This is a genomic window from Streptomyces sp. NPDC001100, from assembly GCF_053598575.1.
In genome coordinates this window covers 100,605-117,064 of the sequence record NZ_JBSFKO010000017.1, presented here as the reverse complement: position 1 = coordinate 117,064, position 16,460 = coordinate 100,605, and the positions used below count along the sequence as shown (strand labels likewise).

Here is a 16,460-nt window from a genome sequence, read left to right as displayed (position 1 = left end):
AGTTCGGCGCGATCGTGGTCGATGCCGGCGGCGGCAGCGCCCGCATCTTCCACGAGGCTGTTTGGGCGCAACTCGACCTCGTTCGCCTACGGGATGGTCCCGGTCACCCCGGCGGCAGTTCGAACCGCAGACGCATGGCCGTGCCGACGAGGCGGTAGCCGGCGAGACCGGGGGCGCTGAACGGGTTGGGGAGAGGGGTGATGCGTCGGTGGGTGCCGTCGAGGACGTGGGAGACGTAGACGATGGTGTACGTCTCATCCGGGCGAAGGCGACTTGCTCGTTCTACTTCGGATTCGCCGAGTTCGAACTCGCCCCTGTCCCCGGTCGAGGCCTTCACCTCGTACAGGAGGGTGCGATCCCCGTCGTAGATGAGGAAGTCGTAGCCGAGGCTGTCGTCGCCCGAGCCGTCGGCGAAGACGTATTGGCGTAGCCCGGACTTCCAGGATTCCTCGCGGGGGACGCCGTACTGCCGCTCCAACCAAGCGGCCACTGCCACCTCTCCTGCGAGTCCGACGGCCCTGTCCTTCTGCGGGTCCCGGGGGACGGCCCGGTATCCCCCGCCGCGACCGGCGACCGCGGAGGTGGTTCGTTGTCTCGGGAGTGCAGGTGCCGACGGTGTGCCGGGATGCGGGGAGGCGGCGAGTTGGTCGGGGGTGAGGTCGGCGGCGATCTGCCGTGCGAGATCACGCAGGTTGTCCGGGCCGATCGGGAGCGCGCGGCCGTTGAGGAGGAGCGATGGACCCGGGGTGGGCCGGAGAGGGGTGCTGCCGCTGGGTTGGACCGGTCTGAGGGGTGGGGGGTCGTTGAGGCCCAGGTCGGCCGCCCGGTCCGTGGCGGGCATGCCCTCGGGCCAGTGACCATGGGTCTGGAGCCAAGCGATCAGCGTACGGACGCCGATCGGCTCGAAGTCGAGCCGGCCCTCGGCGTCCATCGCCGACGCGACCTCAGTGGCCGACGGCAGCGAGGGACCTTCGTGGCCCTGACGGTTGAGCCATGCCTCCATCCTTGCGCGCAGGCGGGGAAGGAGCGTGTGGACGGTGTCGACGCACCCCTCGTGGACCTCGGCCACCGGACGCGGCGAGTGCTGCCGGGCTGGCGTCGGAGGCAGGTGGGTGGCGGCCCATGCCTCGGCCTGGGCGTCGAGCAGGTCGGTGGTGAGATCCCAGTGGGCGAGTCCCCACTGGGGGTCCGGCTCCAGTCCGGGGAACGAGCGGAGCCGTACGTACTCTGTGAGGGGGCTGCCCGCCTTGTGGGTCGTCACGTACGCGTCACGAACTCTGTCGGCCAGTCGGGCCCGGTTCTGCTGCAACCAGGCCTGGAACTGCCGTTGGTGGGTCTCCGAGTTGTCGACCGTCGGCAGGCCCAGTGCCTGCCAGGCCCTGTTGGCCTCGACCAGGGGCACACCCAGGGCGGACAGCTTCCGCTGCCAGTCATTCTCGTCCACGAGCGCTAGAAGGTGGTCGGCGCGGTCGAGATCGAGTCGCGCCACGAGCCAGTCGTGGAGTTCTTCGCGGTCGTGCAGGTCCTCCTGTCCGCGCCGCAGTTCGTCGGCGAGGTCGGGGGCGACGCAGGCGAGCAGGGGGACGAGACGGGCGCTGCCGGAGCGGATAGAGGCACGGTCGGCGAGGACGGCCTCCAGCCGCTGCGGTGAGATGCCGACCACGGCGGCGATGTCCGAGTCGATGACGTCCGTGACGGAACGGTCACGGCGCTCCAGTTCGATGAGTGCCAGCCGTACCGACGTGGCCAGATACGGGGCGCCGATCAGGGTACTCAGGGCGGTGGAGGCGGTCTGGAGCACGTGCCAGTCGGAGGACGGCTGCGCGCACACGACAACGAGGCAGGGTTCCTCCGGATCGTCGTGCAGGAGGGAGCGGTCGGCGCCGGGGCCTTCGAGGGTGTGTCCGGCTATGTGTGTGACGGTGGTGCGGGCGGACACGGCACCGCAGGTCTCCAGCCGTCGTCTTACATGGGGTGCGGTGGGTGCGTCGGGGCGGGAAGACCGGTCGTCGTCGAATTCCACCAGCGCGGCCAGGAGGGTGTGCAGCCAGGGTCCGGCCATGGTGAGCAGCGGAGTGCGAGGTGCGTCGGCGATCGGCAGCAGATCCACGCGGATGTCGATCTCCGCCTCGCTCGTCCCGCGGACCGGGTGGCGTCCCTGTGCCACCAGGTGGGCGTGAATACGTCGGCCCAGAGCCCGGTCGTCGACGGGGAGGACAGGCACAGGCACCTGGTCGAGCAGTCTGCGGTTCTGAGTTCCCGCCACATCGGGCACGTAGACCGGTTCGGCTTCACATTCGGCCGGGAGGACGTCCAGCATCCCGGCCCTGCTCACGAGGAGTTCGGGCAGGTGTTCGGCGTGCCAGCCTGGGCCGGTCTGGTGCGGGGGCAGCCAATCGGCCCAGGCCTGTTCGTAGGCCCTGCACAGAAGGTGTCCGAGGCGACCCTGCCTAAGCCGGGGCATGCGGCGCAGCAGGGTGGGCAGGTGGCGCAGCCGGTCACCGGCGGTCTCCGGGCCGTCCCAGCGGCGTACTCCGAGGAGGCGCAGGCGCCTGAGGACGCGGTCCGACTGTCGTCTGCGCAGCGCAGCGGAGGCAACGGTGAGGAAGGCGGGCGGTGCCTCCGCCGCGGCCCACCACCACGCCAGGCCGGCCGTGGTGAAATCGGGGGCGTCCTCGTCGTCGCCCGTCTGGGGAATCCATGGCACTCGGCTCAGGAAGGCTGCCAGCGGGGTGGGCCACGGTGTGCCCTGCCGGTCCGAGCCGCCCGCGAAGCGCAGCTCAAGGGCGTCGGCGGGCCAGGTGTCCAGACCGTGGACGATCAGTTCGGCGTAGAGTCGGCGGCTCTCCTCGTCGAATGCGGTGTACTCCCGCTGGCCGGGGAGCATGGCCACTCTCTTGCGGGTCGGGCGGTACTCGACAGTCAGGTAGAGGTCGTCGCGGCGCTTGGGCCAGCGCTCGGCGGTCGACCGCCATTGGGCCCGCTCGTCCTGGCTCAGGCTCAGTGCCCACAGTCCGGGAAAGACGGAGGGGTGGTTGAGATACTGACCCTTCACCGCCTGTGACGTTGCCACGTAGGTCGGTAGCAGGCCGTGGCGGACACCCTGCTGTTCGAGGAAGCGCCGCAGGGTCTGTGCGTCGGTCCGGGTGCCGGCGCAGACGCCCTCAGCAGGACGGACAACCCGGTCGGTGGCGGCGGCCAGAGCACGGGAAACTCCCACGGTACGGTCGAGAAAGCGGGTCAGCGTCCGGTCGATCCCGCTGTGTCCCCCTGTCCAGCCGTCGCCGAACATGGCCTCCGCCGCGGGCACCCAGCCCTTGCGGCCCGGCACCAGCAACCCTTTGATCACAGGCCCCTTGCCGTGCCCATCCAGGGAGGACGCCCACAGAGCGCAGGCGAACAGAAGGTGCTCGCGCAGGGCCTCGTCGTCCTCACGGTCCTTGCGCATGGCTTCGCCCAGCACGTCCAGGAGGGCTTGCGGACTGTAGTCGCGTACCAGCCCCTGTTCCTCCAGCCAGGTGCGGCCGCGGGAGCGCCGGCTCGTCCTCCGTCCCGTCCAGGCGATCTCCGCGTGGACGAAGGAGATGCTGTTCGCGAGTCCAGGCGGAAGATCGGGCAGCACTGCGGACGGACCGTCCGAGCGGCGGAAGAACAGCCCGGGATCGCCAGCCGGAGCCAGCTTCCCATCGGTCGTGAGGACGATCTTCCTGCCCTTCAGCTCCTCGCCGGTGCGGGCGAAGCAGACCGAGAGGTCGTAGTAATAGTCCGCCCACTTCCCCGCATCGAACTCCCTCTGGGCGAGGGCCGATGCGACGCTCTCCGCCCAGCGGGCGAGCACGGAGGCAGGCGGGAGGAGCCCCAGTCCACGCGCCGTACCCAGCGCAACCAGCCGCTCGGCGCGCAGGGGGTGGAGCTGAGGGTCGATCACCTGCCAAACCCCGGCGGCGGCCACGGCCTGCGGTGTGAACACGCGGGCCTGGTCGGGGCCGTGCCACAGGTAGCCATGGCGGTACGAGGTGCGGGCCCCCGTGGGGTGCAATACCGGCATGAACGGGAGGTCGTCGAACTCACGGTCCTGTGCCTTGAAGGCCAGCTCCAGGCGCCGAGCCTGGTCGTGCTCCCAGCACATCAGGTCGACCAGAGCACCTGCGGGCAGGGCGACGTGTCCCTCGTCGACCAGCACGGCCGCCTGTGCGCAGGCCTCGGCCACGGTGTCGAGCAGCAGGTCGTTCCACTGCGTGGACTCCGCCATGGTGCGTCGGCTCACGTCCGTGTGGAAAGGAGCGTTGAGGAACCCGCGCACCGGGCAGGTCGGCTGTGCCCCCATGGGCAGGAAGGTATAGAGCCTGCCGCGCTCCAGCGGCTCGCCCGCGGGCACTGCCACGCTGACCACAGCCGAGTCACCCAGCGCCTGCCAGCCGTCCGTCAGCGGTCCTGATTCGCGGCCTACGGCAATGGCCTCGTGCGCGCGTTCACGGTGCACGGCGGCCGTCACCATGATCAGGCGCATGCGGCGGCGCAGGGTGATCTGCTGAATCTTCAGGCCGGGAGCGGTGAAGAGAGGGTCTACCTTGCGTGTGTAGACGCTGGGGCGCCCAAGGCCACCCACCCGGTGTGTCACGCTCACTTTGCCAAGACGGTCCAGGAAGAGTTCGAACGGCGCCCCGTCATCTGTCAGTTCACGCAGCTGGCGTGACGCTTCCTGCCTCGCGTCGGCGTTCCGGAGCGGGAGTCGGACCACGGTCACCAGTCCCCGTCTGCGGAAGGGCACCACCGCGGCCGGGACATCGTCCACCGGCACCGGGACCTTCAACGACGAGAGATTTGCGCGCAGTTGGCCAGCGGCCTCCGGGCGGCCGGGCGCGGCCTGGTCCGCCAGCCATTCGAAGTCGTCATCCCGGGCGAAGCGGAAACAGAACCCGTCGAAGGCCTTGGAGGTGGATCCCACGACGCTGTACAACTCGGGGGCGGAGCTGAGTTGCAGGACGCTCTTGAATCCGACGCCCTTGTGGCCGATGCCCTCGTCGGGGCGCTTACTCGACAGGCCAATGCTGCACAGCGCCTCGAAGTTCTTGTACCCGAGGGGCCTGCCGCCGTTCGCCACGTACAGAACGCCGTGCTCGCCCTCGTCCTCATCGAGCACGATCTCGACGCGACCCCCGCCGTCCCGGGCGGGGTGCGCGTCATGTGCGTTCTGGAGCAGTTCGACGAGCACGCGCCCCTTGTACTCGGGCGAGAGCATCCGCTCGGTGATCTCCTTGATTTCGAGAGCGGCGCGACGTCCGCGCTTCAGGTCGGCGAGACATCCCTCGGCCTCCATGACCGCCGTCGCTACAACCCGCTTACGCCTCGCCGAGCCGCCGGAGCCCGTGGACCGCCTCGCTCGCCTCTGTCCGTCGGTCACCGTTCCCCCTGGATCCCCCTGAAAGTACTGATGCCGACGATAGGGGTGACGACTGACATTCGGATGCACAACCCGAGGCACCGTGGTCGGCGAGGGCTCATCACCCCGTCGACCGGTACGGACCGCCCTCGAAGACATTCTCCTCCGCCCGATCGGCAAAGGCATCGTTCCATCCTCAAACACGTCCCGCCGAGCACTCGAATCGCCTCCCACTACGCCTACTACGCGTAGAGGTAAGAGCGCCTTCTATCGCCTTGCGGTCTTGGCGACGTCTCCGCAGTGCCCCGGTGAGGGCCCAGTCTCACTAAGGGCTGGAGGCAGGTCACCCGGCATATGGGGTGCGATGGCCGACTCATGGGTGTATATCGGTTGAATCCCTGCTGACGCGTTGTAAGGGGCGCGGTGGTTGGGTGAGGGCACTGGGGCGACTGGGCTGCCAGTCCGGACTGGTGAGGAACAGGAGCACGTGTGCACGTCGTGACCACCAAAGTGTGGGCCCAGCAGATCGTCTTCGGTCGCAATGTGGTGCGCCAACTACTGGTGCCCTCGGGCACTTTGGATGTGGTGGAGGCAGCCACCGGGCTGGAGGTAGCCAGCGTCCAGGGCAGGTGGCCTGCGATACGAGCCGGAGGCGGGGAGCCTGTGCAGCTGACGGCCGTCATACCCACCGTCAGAACGGGCGTGCGGGTGGGGTGGATTGGCGACACGGTACTTCGCTCGCCGCAGACGGTATTGGCCTCGTTTGTTGACGGCATCGGGTTCCGCGACCACGCCGAACCGCACGCCCTGCGACGTCCCCAGATCGGTGCCCTGCACTCGGTGATCGGCTACTGGGCCTCCGGGGTGACGGCTCCGGGAATCGTGGTGATGCCCACCGGAACGGGCAAAACGGAGACGATGCTCGCACTGCTTGTGGCCGCCCGTCCTGAGCGTCTGCTGGTGCTGGTGCCGACTGCGGCGCTGCGTGATCAAATTGCGGCGAAGTTCGAGTCACTCGGCATCCTGCACACGCACCAGATTGTCACTCCGAGCGTGATGCGCCCCGTGGTGGGAAAACTCCAGCACGGCTTCCACGACGCCTCCAACGCTGCAGCGTTCGCCTCTGCCTGCAACGTGGTGGTCGCAACCCCGCATGCACTTCAGGCCTGCGAGCCGGGGGCTCGCAACGCCCTGCTGGCCGCGTTCAGTCACCTGGTGGTCGATGAGGCCCACCACGCACCGGCGCCCAGCTGGTCACGCATTGTCGACGCCTTCGCCGATCGGCGTGTCCTGCTGTTCACCGCCACCCCGTTCAGAGAGGACGGGCGGCCCGTGCCCGGGCGGACGATCTTTCGGTTCCCGCTACGGGAGGCCCAACGGGACGGGTACTTCACCCCCATCAACTACCGGGCCGTGCTAAGTCTGGAGGACACTGACCGAGAGCTCTCGAAGCTGGCGGTAGGACAGCTGCGCGAGGACCGGGCTGCGGGGCTGGATCACATCGTGATGGTGAGGGCGAGGAGCATCGCGCGGGCCAAGGAACTCGGCGAGCTCTATCAGGCACTCGCGCCGGACCTGAATCCGACGGTTCTGCACGAGAGGGTGGCGGCCAGAGCGCGGCGTGCGGCGTTGGCCGCTCTGGCAGATCGGTCGTGCCGGATCGTGGTCTGCGTCGACATGCTCGGTGAGGGCTTCGACTTGCCGGCCCTGAAGATCGCCGCACTGCACGACGTGAAGAAGAGCCTGAGCCCGATGATCCAGTTTATTGGGCGGTTCACCCGGTCCACTTCCGCGGGCTCGACGATCGGAACGGCCTCGGTGTTCGTAGCCCGTGATCCGTCGGTGGCGCTGTCGCCGCTGCGTGAACTGCTGCGCGAGGATGCTGACTGGGACACGATCCTGCATGACATCACCGAACGGGCCACGGCGAGCATGGAGGAGATCAGCGGCTTCGAGGCGTCCTTCACCGATGCCCCGGAAGAGGTGTCGGTCGCGGTGCTGGAACCCAAGATGAGCGCCATCGCTCACAGAGCTCCTGGCCATGCTTGGACTCCCGAACGGGCGTTGGAGGTCTACGGCGACGATCGGGTCCTGGACAGCACCATCGCGGTCAACACGGCTTCCACCGTTGCCTGGTTCGTGGTGGAGAACCGCAGCGAAGTGCGCTGGGGAGCCCCTCAGGCCCTGGAGCAGGTCACCTACGAGCTGATCGTCATGTACTTCAGCCGTGACCGAGGCCTGCTCTACATCCATGGCTCGAACAACACCGGCGACTACCGGGAACTCGCCCAAGCCGTCCTGGGCATGGACTCCCGACCGGTCACCGGTATGCCGACCTTCAGGGTGCTGGGTCACATGGAGCGCCTGATCCCCACCAACGTGGGCCTGCTGGATTCACGGGACCACTTCAACCGGTTCTCCATGCATGTGGGTAGCGACGTCTACGAGGCGCTGACCACCGCCGACCGGCAGGGCAAGAGCCAGACCCACATTGCCGCCTCCGGATTCCGCAACGGGGAGAAGACCACCATCAGCGCCGCACTGTCGGGACGGTTCTGGTCGATGCAGACCGCCCCCAACCTCAAAGCCTGGACCGACTGGTGTGACGAGCAGGGGGCCAAGCTCACCGACTCCAGCATCGACCTGGCCACCGTCATGGACGGGTTCATCTTCCCCGAGGACCTCACCGAACGCCCCGAGGGTGTACTCATCGCGGCCGAATGGCCCTGGCCGCTGTTCACCGGCAACGGACCCGGCCCGCAGATCTCCCACGCCGGCACCGCCTACTCCGCCATCGACGTCGCTCTGGAAGTGGCAGACCACTCCCCTACCGGCCCCTTCCGGATCCGTCTGACCACTCCTGCCTGGCAGATCGCCTACGGTGCCGACTTCACCGACACCGGTCTGACCTACGCCCCCGGCGAGTTGGACGGGCGTGTCCGCTCCGGAATCCACGAGTATTCGCTTGAGGAATGGATCAATCGGAACAAGCCCACTCTGTTCCTGGCGGGCGACAAGATGATCACCGCCGAGGACCGGCTGCTCGCCCCTCGCAAAGATCTCGATCCCTTCGACCGCAGACGATTGACCGTCCTGAGCTGGGCCGGGGTGGACATCCAGAAGGAGTCTCAGACTGCCACGCGCGAACCTGACTCCATCCAGGCCTACATATCCGCCCACCTGCAGCAGTCGCAGGAGTTCGACGTCCTTATCGACGACGACCGCGCTCGCGAGGCAGCCGACCTGGTCGGAATGAAGATCGACGGTGACGAACTCGTCGTCGCCCTGGTCCACTGCAAGTACTCCTCAGAACCAACCCCTGGCGGCCGGGTGGCCGACCTGTATGAACTGTGCGGCCAGGCCGTCCGTGGCGCGAAGTGGCGGCAGAACCACCTGGGCCCGCTCCTGAACCATCTGGACCGACGCGCCAGAAGCTTCCGGGCCCGCACCGGCGTCTCGCCCTTCGAGGTCGGCAGTATCGAGGAGCTCTACCGGATCCGTGAACTCGCCCCGCAGTTGCGTCCTCGCGTCCACACCGTGCTCGCCCAGCCCGGGCTGTCCGCATCTGCGTGCACCGCGGAACACCTGCGGCTACTGGCCGGCGCCGATACGTACGTCCACGCCCTCACCCGGGGCACGTTCACCGTGTACTGCAGCACCTGAACGCATTCGACGAGCCGACACCCGTGCCGCATCCGCACCAGCGTGACCGGGACCGGCCCGTACGCCTGCACATCAACAACGTCGGCGGCGACACCGCCTACCACATAGAGCCCGGCGGCCACACGATCCTCGGATTGTCACCTCGTACCATCAGTGGCAGATTTACCGGATTCTTCCTGGGCGATGTGATTGACGAGTTGCCCCGGTTCTACATCGAGCCCTGCAGCGATGTCCAAGAGCGTCAGAACGCTGGGACTACGCTGTCCGTGCTCGATATAGATGAGGCCGCGGAAGCTCAGCCCGCTGCGTTCTGCGAGATCTTCCAGGCTGTATTCCCGCTCCTCTCTGAGGCGACGGATCTGCATACCCAGAGACAGGAGTCGTGGGTCCGGTGACGGTTCACGTGCTGGCACACAGCGACTCGACCGTCACACCTTTGCATGCACCATGAACAGCTGTGCATAACTACTGGTTGTAGCGGACAGCATCGCCCTGGCGGGCGGAGACAAGCCGACGCGCACGTCGCCAAGCCAGTGAGAAGGGGGCGGCGACAGGTCCAGCACGCAACTCCGTTTTTCAGGGCAGGCACATGAGCCAACCAATCGAGCCGTTCGATCGCTGGCACAAGAAATATCCAAAACCAGAGCGCGGTGACGTACCGTGCCGATGTGGCGCACCACGGCAGCCTCTGTACCCGTCTGCGGATCACGGCCGAGGGCATCGCTGGCAGGCCCGGTACACCGACTGCTCAGGAAAAGAGAAACGACCAGCGTTTGCCACCTGGCAGGAAGCCCGCGACTGCCTGGACAAGGTGCTCACGGAAGCCGAAAGGAAGACATCGCGCGTCAGCAATCCAGGCAGCCTGCAAGTTGCATACTTCGCAACCGAGATGATGAACAGGAGGCGCAAGCGGAAGAAGAATGCCAACACCTGCGACACCTACGAAAGCCATCTCCGCAACCACATCCTGCCTTTCGCCGGCCACCGCACCGCAGACAGCCTGCGCCGCCCCGATTCCATGGCCTTCGTCGACTACCTCCTCGACAAGCAAGGCATCGACTCGGCCTGTACCGTCGTCCAGATCTTCAAGACCTGGCGCATCCTCGTGCATTACATGCTGGACGAGGACGTCCCGCTCCCTCCCAACATCGTGGCGCGGATCGAACTCCCGGACGTTATCCCCCGCATCAAGGTCGCACTGTCTCCTGGGCAGGTCGCCGCGGTCGCAGGGGCGATGCGGAAGGTCGCGCCGCGCTATGAGGTCCTGATCTGGCTCGGGGCCTGCGCCGGGCTGCGCCAGGGCGAGGCCTTTGGGCTGAAGCGAAGTCAGGTGGCCTGGCAACACGACCTGCTTCACATTGAAGAGCAACGGCAGCGAGGCAGGGCCGTCCGCCTCAAGACCAAGGCCAGTTACGCGACCTTGCCGGTGGATCGCTTCCTGATCGAGCGGCTGATGCATCACATGTCACGGTTCTCCGAGCCGGAGCCCGTCTCGCCAGGCGCCGAACGCCGCCGCCGGGCACGAGGCTACGTCGAGCCGCCGGACGAGGGCCTGATCGTCACGAACCGTTATGGCCGGCCCGTACTGATCAGCGACTTCCATCAGAAATGGCGAAAGGCAGTGAAGCAAGCCGGGCTTCCGGACAGGACCCGCTTCCACGACCTCAAGCACTTCTACACCAGCACGCTCGGCGGCTCCGGCAGGCACGATCCGAAGACCGTGCAGGCACTCTCCCGGCACGCCAAGTTCTCCGAGACCTGGGACACTTACGCCCACCCGCCCCTCGCCGTCGAGGAGGTCACGGTCACCGTATTCGGAACCGTGTTCTCACACATCGACACACCGGCAGGCGCACTACGGAATGGGGCAACACTTGCAGCTCGGGCCTCGGACACGCCTTTCCCAAAACCTTTCCGGCGTGGGCAACTCCGAGCTTGACAGCATGCCGAAAGGGAGCGGTATGGAGATGTGGCTCAGACAACTCCGGTGATCTTGAATGCAGCCCAGAACAGCGGGTTTTCGGCGACCTGTTGGTCAAGGTGGCTTCGCCAATCCGGAAGCATCGCGTCGATTGCTGATTCGGCGGCGCACACCGGACCTGCCTCCGAGGACACTCGCCACCGGTGTTCACGTAGGTAGCGGATGGTGTCGCCGTAAGCGGTGTGGGAGTCCGCGCCGACGCCGAGGTGTGCGTGAAGCACAGCGGAGAACACGACACCTTGCAGGTCAGTGATGTCCCACAGAGTGGAGATCACCGCTCTTGCGCCGCGGGCAAGAAACGCGGACTCGATGCTGCGCAGAGTCTGCACAGTACGACCGGTGCCTTCGTGCGTGCCCGTTCTGCAAGCGTTCAGGATGACCAGGTCGACACTGGAGAAGGCCCCGTCTGCGAGGACCCCGCTGGAAGTGAGCATGGCCGTCCCCAGTGAACCGCCGTGCAGAGCGAGTCCTGCAGCCCAGCGATTCGGATGTGTGAGGCCGTGTGCCGCGACGTGGACGATCCGGGCCATGGGCATCATGTACAGAGCGCGGTCCGGGGTCGCCTCCTCCTGCATGAGAACTTCCACGCTGTCGTGGAGACCGGCGATCACGTCGGCTTCGCACAGTGGCCCGCTGATCAGCTCGATGCCGGGGAGGTGACCACCGCCGTGTGCCACCACCAACACCTCGATCACGGCCCCATGCCGCTGGGAACTCTCGATGGCGGACACGAGTCGAGCCGTAGGGGCGTAGACCACCTGCTCGAAAGCATCGGTCAAGCTTGAGGTGCGAGCGCTGTCAAGCGGAGCTGCGTGGAGAGGCAGTAGCTCCAGCGGAGCCGTGGGGCTGAGCACCAACCGACGGACTTCATGGGGCGAAACCGTCTCGATGACGGCTTGTGCCAGCCCACCGCACTCGGCGACCAACTGCTCCAGGTAGTCGTACCACACGCGTCGAGGGTGATCCGGTGCTTGCCGTGTCCATTCATCAACCGCGATGGCCAGAGGTCCGAGGGGGAACTCCTCGCACGTGACCAGATCGAAGTGCGAGCGGCCCGCACGGGTCCGGCACACCGCGAGCTGAAGTGTGCCGTACCGGTTGATGAGGTGGACGAACGCCGTTTGTTCATCCACCAAGGGCTTGCCGGAATGGCCACTCGGCCTCGCAATGCCGTTCCCTCGCCCCGTGGCGGCCCGAAGGAGTTCCAGAGCGCGCTGCCTGCTCTCGACAGCGGCCTTCAACTCAGCGCCCACCTCCAATGAACTTTCCTCGTCGAGCAGACCGGTGGCATGTCGAGCCCGTACCCGGGCGAGGTGACGTGCGGCTGTCATGAAAGATTGGTAATCAGCACCGTCGGACTCCAGGGCGAGCTCGTCATGAATGTCCTCGCCCTTCGCCGTTTCGCAGATCTGGAAGGCGACCTCTGCGGCCTGATCGTGGCCCTCAAAGGCGATCCTTTGCCTTATCGTCTGCGTCTCGTCCCCAACCAGCCGGCGGAGCGCCGCGATCGCGGCTTCCTTGGCCCTGGCGCGCACCTCTTCCGGCAGACCGAGGCGGATGCTGCCCACGGCCCTGAGCTCACCGTCGCCGACAAGCCGGACGATGCTGAGGCGGGCATAACCAACGGTCGCAAGATGCAGCAGTTCCCAAGCGTGCTCCACCCAGGAGAGGGAGTAGGTGTACGGAGCCCGGAACGGAGGGTCGGGGTCGGCCGGAAGCGTGGGGAACTCGAACCACAGCCTCAGACCGCCACCGTAGTCCTCGACTCCGATGCCATACCGTGTTGGCGGCTCCATCAACTCCCGCACGGCCGCCATATGCGTGTCCGTCTCCACTGTGGCCAGCCAGACGGGGTGAGGACCTGCCTGTCTGTGGAGGAAGCGGGTTCCGCACGTAATGATTTCCTCGGACATCCAGTCGGGCACCGAGGAGTTCCGGGCGACGGAATCCGGCTGCCACAACAAAGCGTCATCTGGAATCAGTTCGGCTCGATGCATGCCTCGGCCCGCCCGAAGGCACTCCTCTCCGTACCGTTCATCCTCCGTCGTGGGCACGACCAGCTTGAGCTCATGTGCTGTGAGGAGAGACAACAGCTGACCCATCTGGGCATCCCACGCGTCGAGGTCCTTGCGTAAACCCGTCAAGAGTTCTGGTGAGAGGTCCCTGACGCGATGCAGGGTGTCTTCCAGATCGACGCGTTGGTGCCAGCGCTTCAGGACCTCCGTGAGGTCCGGCCTGTCAGCCAGCCCCGGCCTTGTGCTCAGAAAAGCATCAGGGAGGGTGATCTTCATCAAGCCTCTGGTGACGAGGTACTGCGCGCACGCCTTCGCCGTTCCGGTGGCGGACTCGTGCAGGAGATCCGGGGGCAGGAAGGCGAAGGGATCCTCAGCGTTGTCCAGGACGGTGTCGACAAGCCTGTCGTCCTCAAGGCACCAGACCGCCGTGAGTGCGTCGCGGACCTTCTCCGGCGAGTGTGTCGACAGCTGGCGTCCCGCCCACAACTCGATCAGCACTGCATGGAGTCCGCCCACGTCCCACCACCGTTCCCACGGCACGCCATCACTGCGAACCGTGTGCAGGACAGGCATGACGAGGTCACGGGCCACCACCGATCCGGGTACCTCTGGGAGGACGAGGCCGGCTGATCGGAGCCGATCACCGATGGTCTGCGGAGATCTGCATCCGATGTCGTCCGCGGCGATGCGGGTCAGCACGGTGGCAAGCGCCAGTTGGTCATCCGCGACCCATGAAGGGAACATGCCGGAACGACATGTCTCGGGTCTGAGTTTGTGGCAGACCCGCGCTGCGAGGCCGTCGGCCCATATGGTGCGCATGCGAAGCAGATGGTCCCGCATCAGTCGTCCCGGTCTCCCCGACAGTGAGCAATCGCCACGCCAGTATGTCTGGGGTACCCGCAAGTCATCGCGGGATCAGGGGACATCAGGCCATCAGGTCGCGAGGATCCTGCACCCGCAGTTCAGAAGGGCATAAGACGATGCCGCACGCGCCCACCACGGTCACCCAGGTCGTGATCGTTCTTCTTCTGGTACTCCCCGGCGTGACCTACCAGTTCGTCCGCGAACGCGCCCGTGGTCCGGTCCCGGGCCACAGAGACCTCGGAGAGCGCATACTCCGAGCCGTGACGGCGGGTATCGCTCTCGACACCCTTTACGTCCTGCTCGCGGGCCCGTGGTTGGTGCACCTCGTCTACGACCGTCGCCGGGGCTGGCTGACCGGCGCGGCCGACAACCCTCGCATCGCCGCGCTGACAGCGACAACCCTGTTGATCGTGGTGCCGGCCGCTGCCGCCGGGCTCACCTCATGGCTGGGCTCGCGAGGAAGTCGGTCCACCTACGACCCGATCCCCACAGCATGGGACAAGGTCTTCCAGCGTCGGAGCCATTGTCTGGTACGTGCCCGGCTGAAGAGCGGTCACTGGGTGGGTGGGTATTACGGGGAGAAGTCCTATACCTCCGGCTACCCGGAAGCCGCAGACCTGTATCTGCAGACCACATGGGCCGTGTCCGGCGCCGGATCGTTCGAACGTCCGCTGCCGCATTCCGGCGGGATCTATATTCGGATGAATGATGTGGAGTTCCTCGACTTCGTCGAGGTACCTCCTGGGGCTGAAGAGGGAGACACGGCAGGTGACCGAGACACGACCGCAGTTGGACCCCAACGGGAAGAGGGGGTACCGGCCCGTCGGCAGCCGGCCCGAGCCGACGCAGGCTCCGCCGACGCCGCCCCCAGTCGCTGAGCCGGACACCGGCGTCGGCACCGGCACGGCCGACGAAGAGTGACGCGAGGCGTCCGCCCTGCGGAACGGTCACACCTTCACCCCGGCCCGGATCAGGGTTCGCCGGCGTCACCCGAGCTGAGCGGCATGCCCTTCCCCCAGGGCGTGGGCTAGCTTGGCAGGGGCTGCCTGCCCCGGTTCGACCGTGCTGAAAGTGAGGCCTCACGTGCACATCGCCCCCCTCGGTCCCGACGATCCCGCCGAGCTGGGCGGATACGAGCTGCTCGGCCGGATCGGGCAGGGCGGCATGGGCCAGGTGTACCTGGGCGAGTCACCCGGCGGGGAACCGGCCGCCGTCAAGGTGATCAAGCCGTCCCTGGTCGACTCCGAGACGCGGACCAGGTTCGCGCAGGAAGTGGAGATCCTCAAGACGATCTGGGGTGCCAGGATCGCCGCCCTCCTGGACGCCGACCCGGAGGCGGAGCGGCCGTGGCTGGCGACCGAGTACGTCGAGGGTCTCGATCTGAGCCGTCACGTGGCCGCCCACGGTCCGCTGCCCGCGCTGCTGACGGCGGCGCTGGGTGCGACGCTGGCCGAGGCGCTGGCCACGGTGCACCGACAGGGTCTGCTCCACCGCGATCTGAAGCCGGCCAACGTGCTCCTCGGGCCGAATGGACCGAAGGTGATCGACTTCGGGCTCGCGGTGTTCGCGGAGTCCAGTGTGTCGCTGACCGCGCCGCACACGGTCGTCGGCACGCCCTCGTGCATGCCGCCCGAGCAGGCGAACGGTGAGAAGCCCCTGACCCCCGCGGTCGACGTGTATGCGCTGGGCGCCGTCCTGCTGTTCGCCGCCTCGGGCCATCCGCCCTACCGGGCCGACAACATCAACCTGCTGTTCCACCACGTCGTCGACCCCGCGTTCGCACCAGATCTGTCCGGAGCCCCGGACGAGCTCGTGCCGCTGCTCACCGCCATGCTGGCCCACCGCCCGCAGGACCGGCCGGATCTCGCCGAGGTCGTAAGGCGCTGCCGCGCGCTGATCGAGGCACAGGGGCTGAAGGTCGCCCAGGCACGCCGCAGGCTCACGACGTACACGGCCACTCCGACCCACGTCCTGGACGACCTCCTCGCTGTCGGCCGTGCGTCCGGGCCAGGGGTGCGCACGGCGCCCGGGACGGCCGGAACTCCCACGGCCGAGCCGGAGGAGCGGGAGCGGGAGGCGGCGGGCCCCCGGTCGAGCCGACGAGGGCAGGACGGCGTCCCGGCCGGCCCCGAGGTGCCATCGGGCCCCGTCCAGGCGGGCACCGGGCTGCCGCCGGTCCCCGCCCCCGCCGACTCCGACGCACCACCGCTGCCCGCTCCAGCGGCGCCGCCCGCCGATCCCCGACTTCTGTTCCGCCGTGTCGACGCGCCTCCAGAGCCGTCCTCCGATGAGCATGCCGCCTCCACGTCGGCCCCCCGGGGGGCGTCCCGAGCCGGGACGGACACCACCGGTCCGAGCCAGGACCTGACCGCCGCGGAATCGGCCGCTCCGCTGTCCCCGCGCCGCGCGTCCGAGCGTGTTCGCGCGGACCGCCCTTCCCCTCGGAGTTCGGCGCAGGCCCGGATCACCGCTCGTCGGCTGCGCGAGGCGTATGCGGCCAGTACACCCTTCTGACCCGTACGCCCCGCATACCCGCGATAATGAGCGGGCCCTC

General features: G+C 67.3%; 7 protein-coding genes. 4 read left to right on the top strand and 3 right to left on the bottom strand.

Annotation, left to right across the window (positions count from 1 at the left end; all coding sequences use genetic code 11):
• Window positions 1-103: 103 nt before the first annotated feature.
• Window positions 104-5,320 carry a sacsin N-terminal ATP-binding-like domain-containing protein gene (locus ACWDEW_RS25050; protein ID WP_450515156.1) on the bottom strand — a complete coding sequence of 1,739 codons (5,217 nt, stop codon included), beginning with the start codon at window positions 5,318-5,320 and terminating at the stop codon, window positions 104-106.
• A 561-nt stretch (window positions 5,321-5,881) separates the two neighbouring features.
• Here ACWDEW_RS25050 and ACWDEW_RS25045 point away from each other — a divergent pair.
• Complete coding sequence (locus ACWDEW_RS25045; protein ID WP_450515155.1) at window positions 5,882-9,046, top strand: DEAD/DEAH box helicase; 3,165 nt, start codon at window positions 5,882-5,884, stop codon at window positions 9,044-9,046.
• Between the two features lie 137 nt (window positions 9,047-9,183).
• Here the strand turns inward: ACWDEW_RS25045 and ACWDEW_RS25040 are convergent, their stop codons facing one another.
• The gene (locus ACWDEW_RS25040; protein WP_387687980.1) at window positions 9,184-9,411 is read right to left on the bottom strand and encodes a helix-turn-helix domain-containing protein; all 228 of its coding nucleotides are present in this window, start codon (window positions 9,409-9,411) and stop codon (window positions 9,184-9,186) included.
• Between the two features lie 224 nt (window positions 9,412-9,635).
• On the opposite strand from ACWDEW_RS25040, the gene ACWDEW_RS25035 reads away from it, so the two are divergent.
• Entirely contained in the window at window positions 9,636-10,985 is a 1,350-nt protein-coding gene (locus ACWDEW_RS25035; protein WP_450515154.1) for a tyrosine-type recombinase/integrase, read from the top strand.
• A gap of 35 nt (window positions 10,986-11,020) precedes the next feature.
• Here ACWDEW_RS25035 and ACWDEW_RS25030 read toward each other — a convergent pair whose 3' ends face one another.
• A complete protein-coding gene (locus ACWDEW_RS25030; protein WP_450515153.1) occupies window positions 11,021-13,861 on the bottom strand; it encodes a CHAT domain-containing protein in 2,841 nt (946 codons plus the stop codon).
• A gap of 161 nt (window positions 13,862-14,022) precedes the next feature.
• Between ACWDEW_RS25030 and ACWDEW_RS25025 the strand changes: the two genes are divergently transcribed.
• Window positions 14,023-14,784, top strand: a complete 762-nt coding sequence (locus ACWDEW_RS25025; protein ID WP_450515152.1) for a DUF6338 family protein — start codon at window positions 14,023-14,025, stop codon at window positions 14,782-14,784.
• Window positions 14,785-14,989: 205 nt separating this feature from the next.
• Window positions 14,990-16,420 carry a protein kinase domain-containing protein gene (locus tag ACWDEW_RS25020; protein ID WP_450515151.1) on the top strand — a complete coding sequence of 477 codons (1,431 nt, stop codon included), beginning with the start codon at window positions 14,990-14,992 and terminating at the stop codon, window positions 16,418-16,420.
• Window positions 16,421-16,460 lie beyond the last annotated feature (40 nt).

Excerpts from the sequence above, each read along its gene's own strand:
- ACWDEW_RS25040 (WP_387687980.1), bottom strand. The coding sequence starts at position 9,411 with ATGCAGATCCGTCGCCTCAGAGAGGAGCGGGAATACAGCCTGGAAGAT.
- ACWDEW_RS25050 (WP_450515156.1), bottom strand. The coding sequence starts at position 5,320 with ATGGAGGCCGAGGGATGTCTCGCCGACCTGAAGCGCGGACGTCGCGCC.
- ACWDEW_RS25035 (WP_450515154.1), top strand. The coding sequence starts at position 9,636 with ATGAGCCAACCAATCGAGCCGTTCGATCGCTGGCACAAGAAATATCCA.
- ACWDEW_RS25025 (WP_450515152.1), top strand. The coding sequence starts at position 14,023 with ATGCCGCACGCGCCCACCACGGTCACCCAGGTCGTGATCGTTCTTCTT.
- ACWDEW_RS25030 (WP_450515153.1), bottom strand. The coding sequence starts at position 13,861 with ATGCGCACCATATGGGCCGACGGCCTCGCAGCGCGGGTCTGCCACAAA.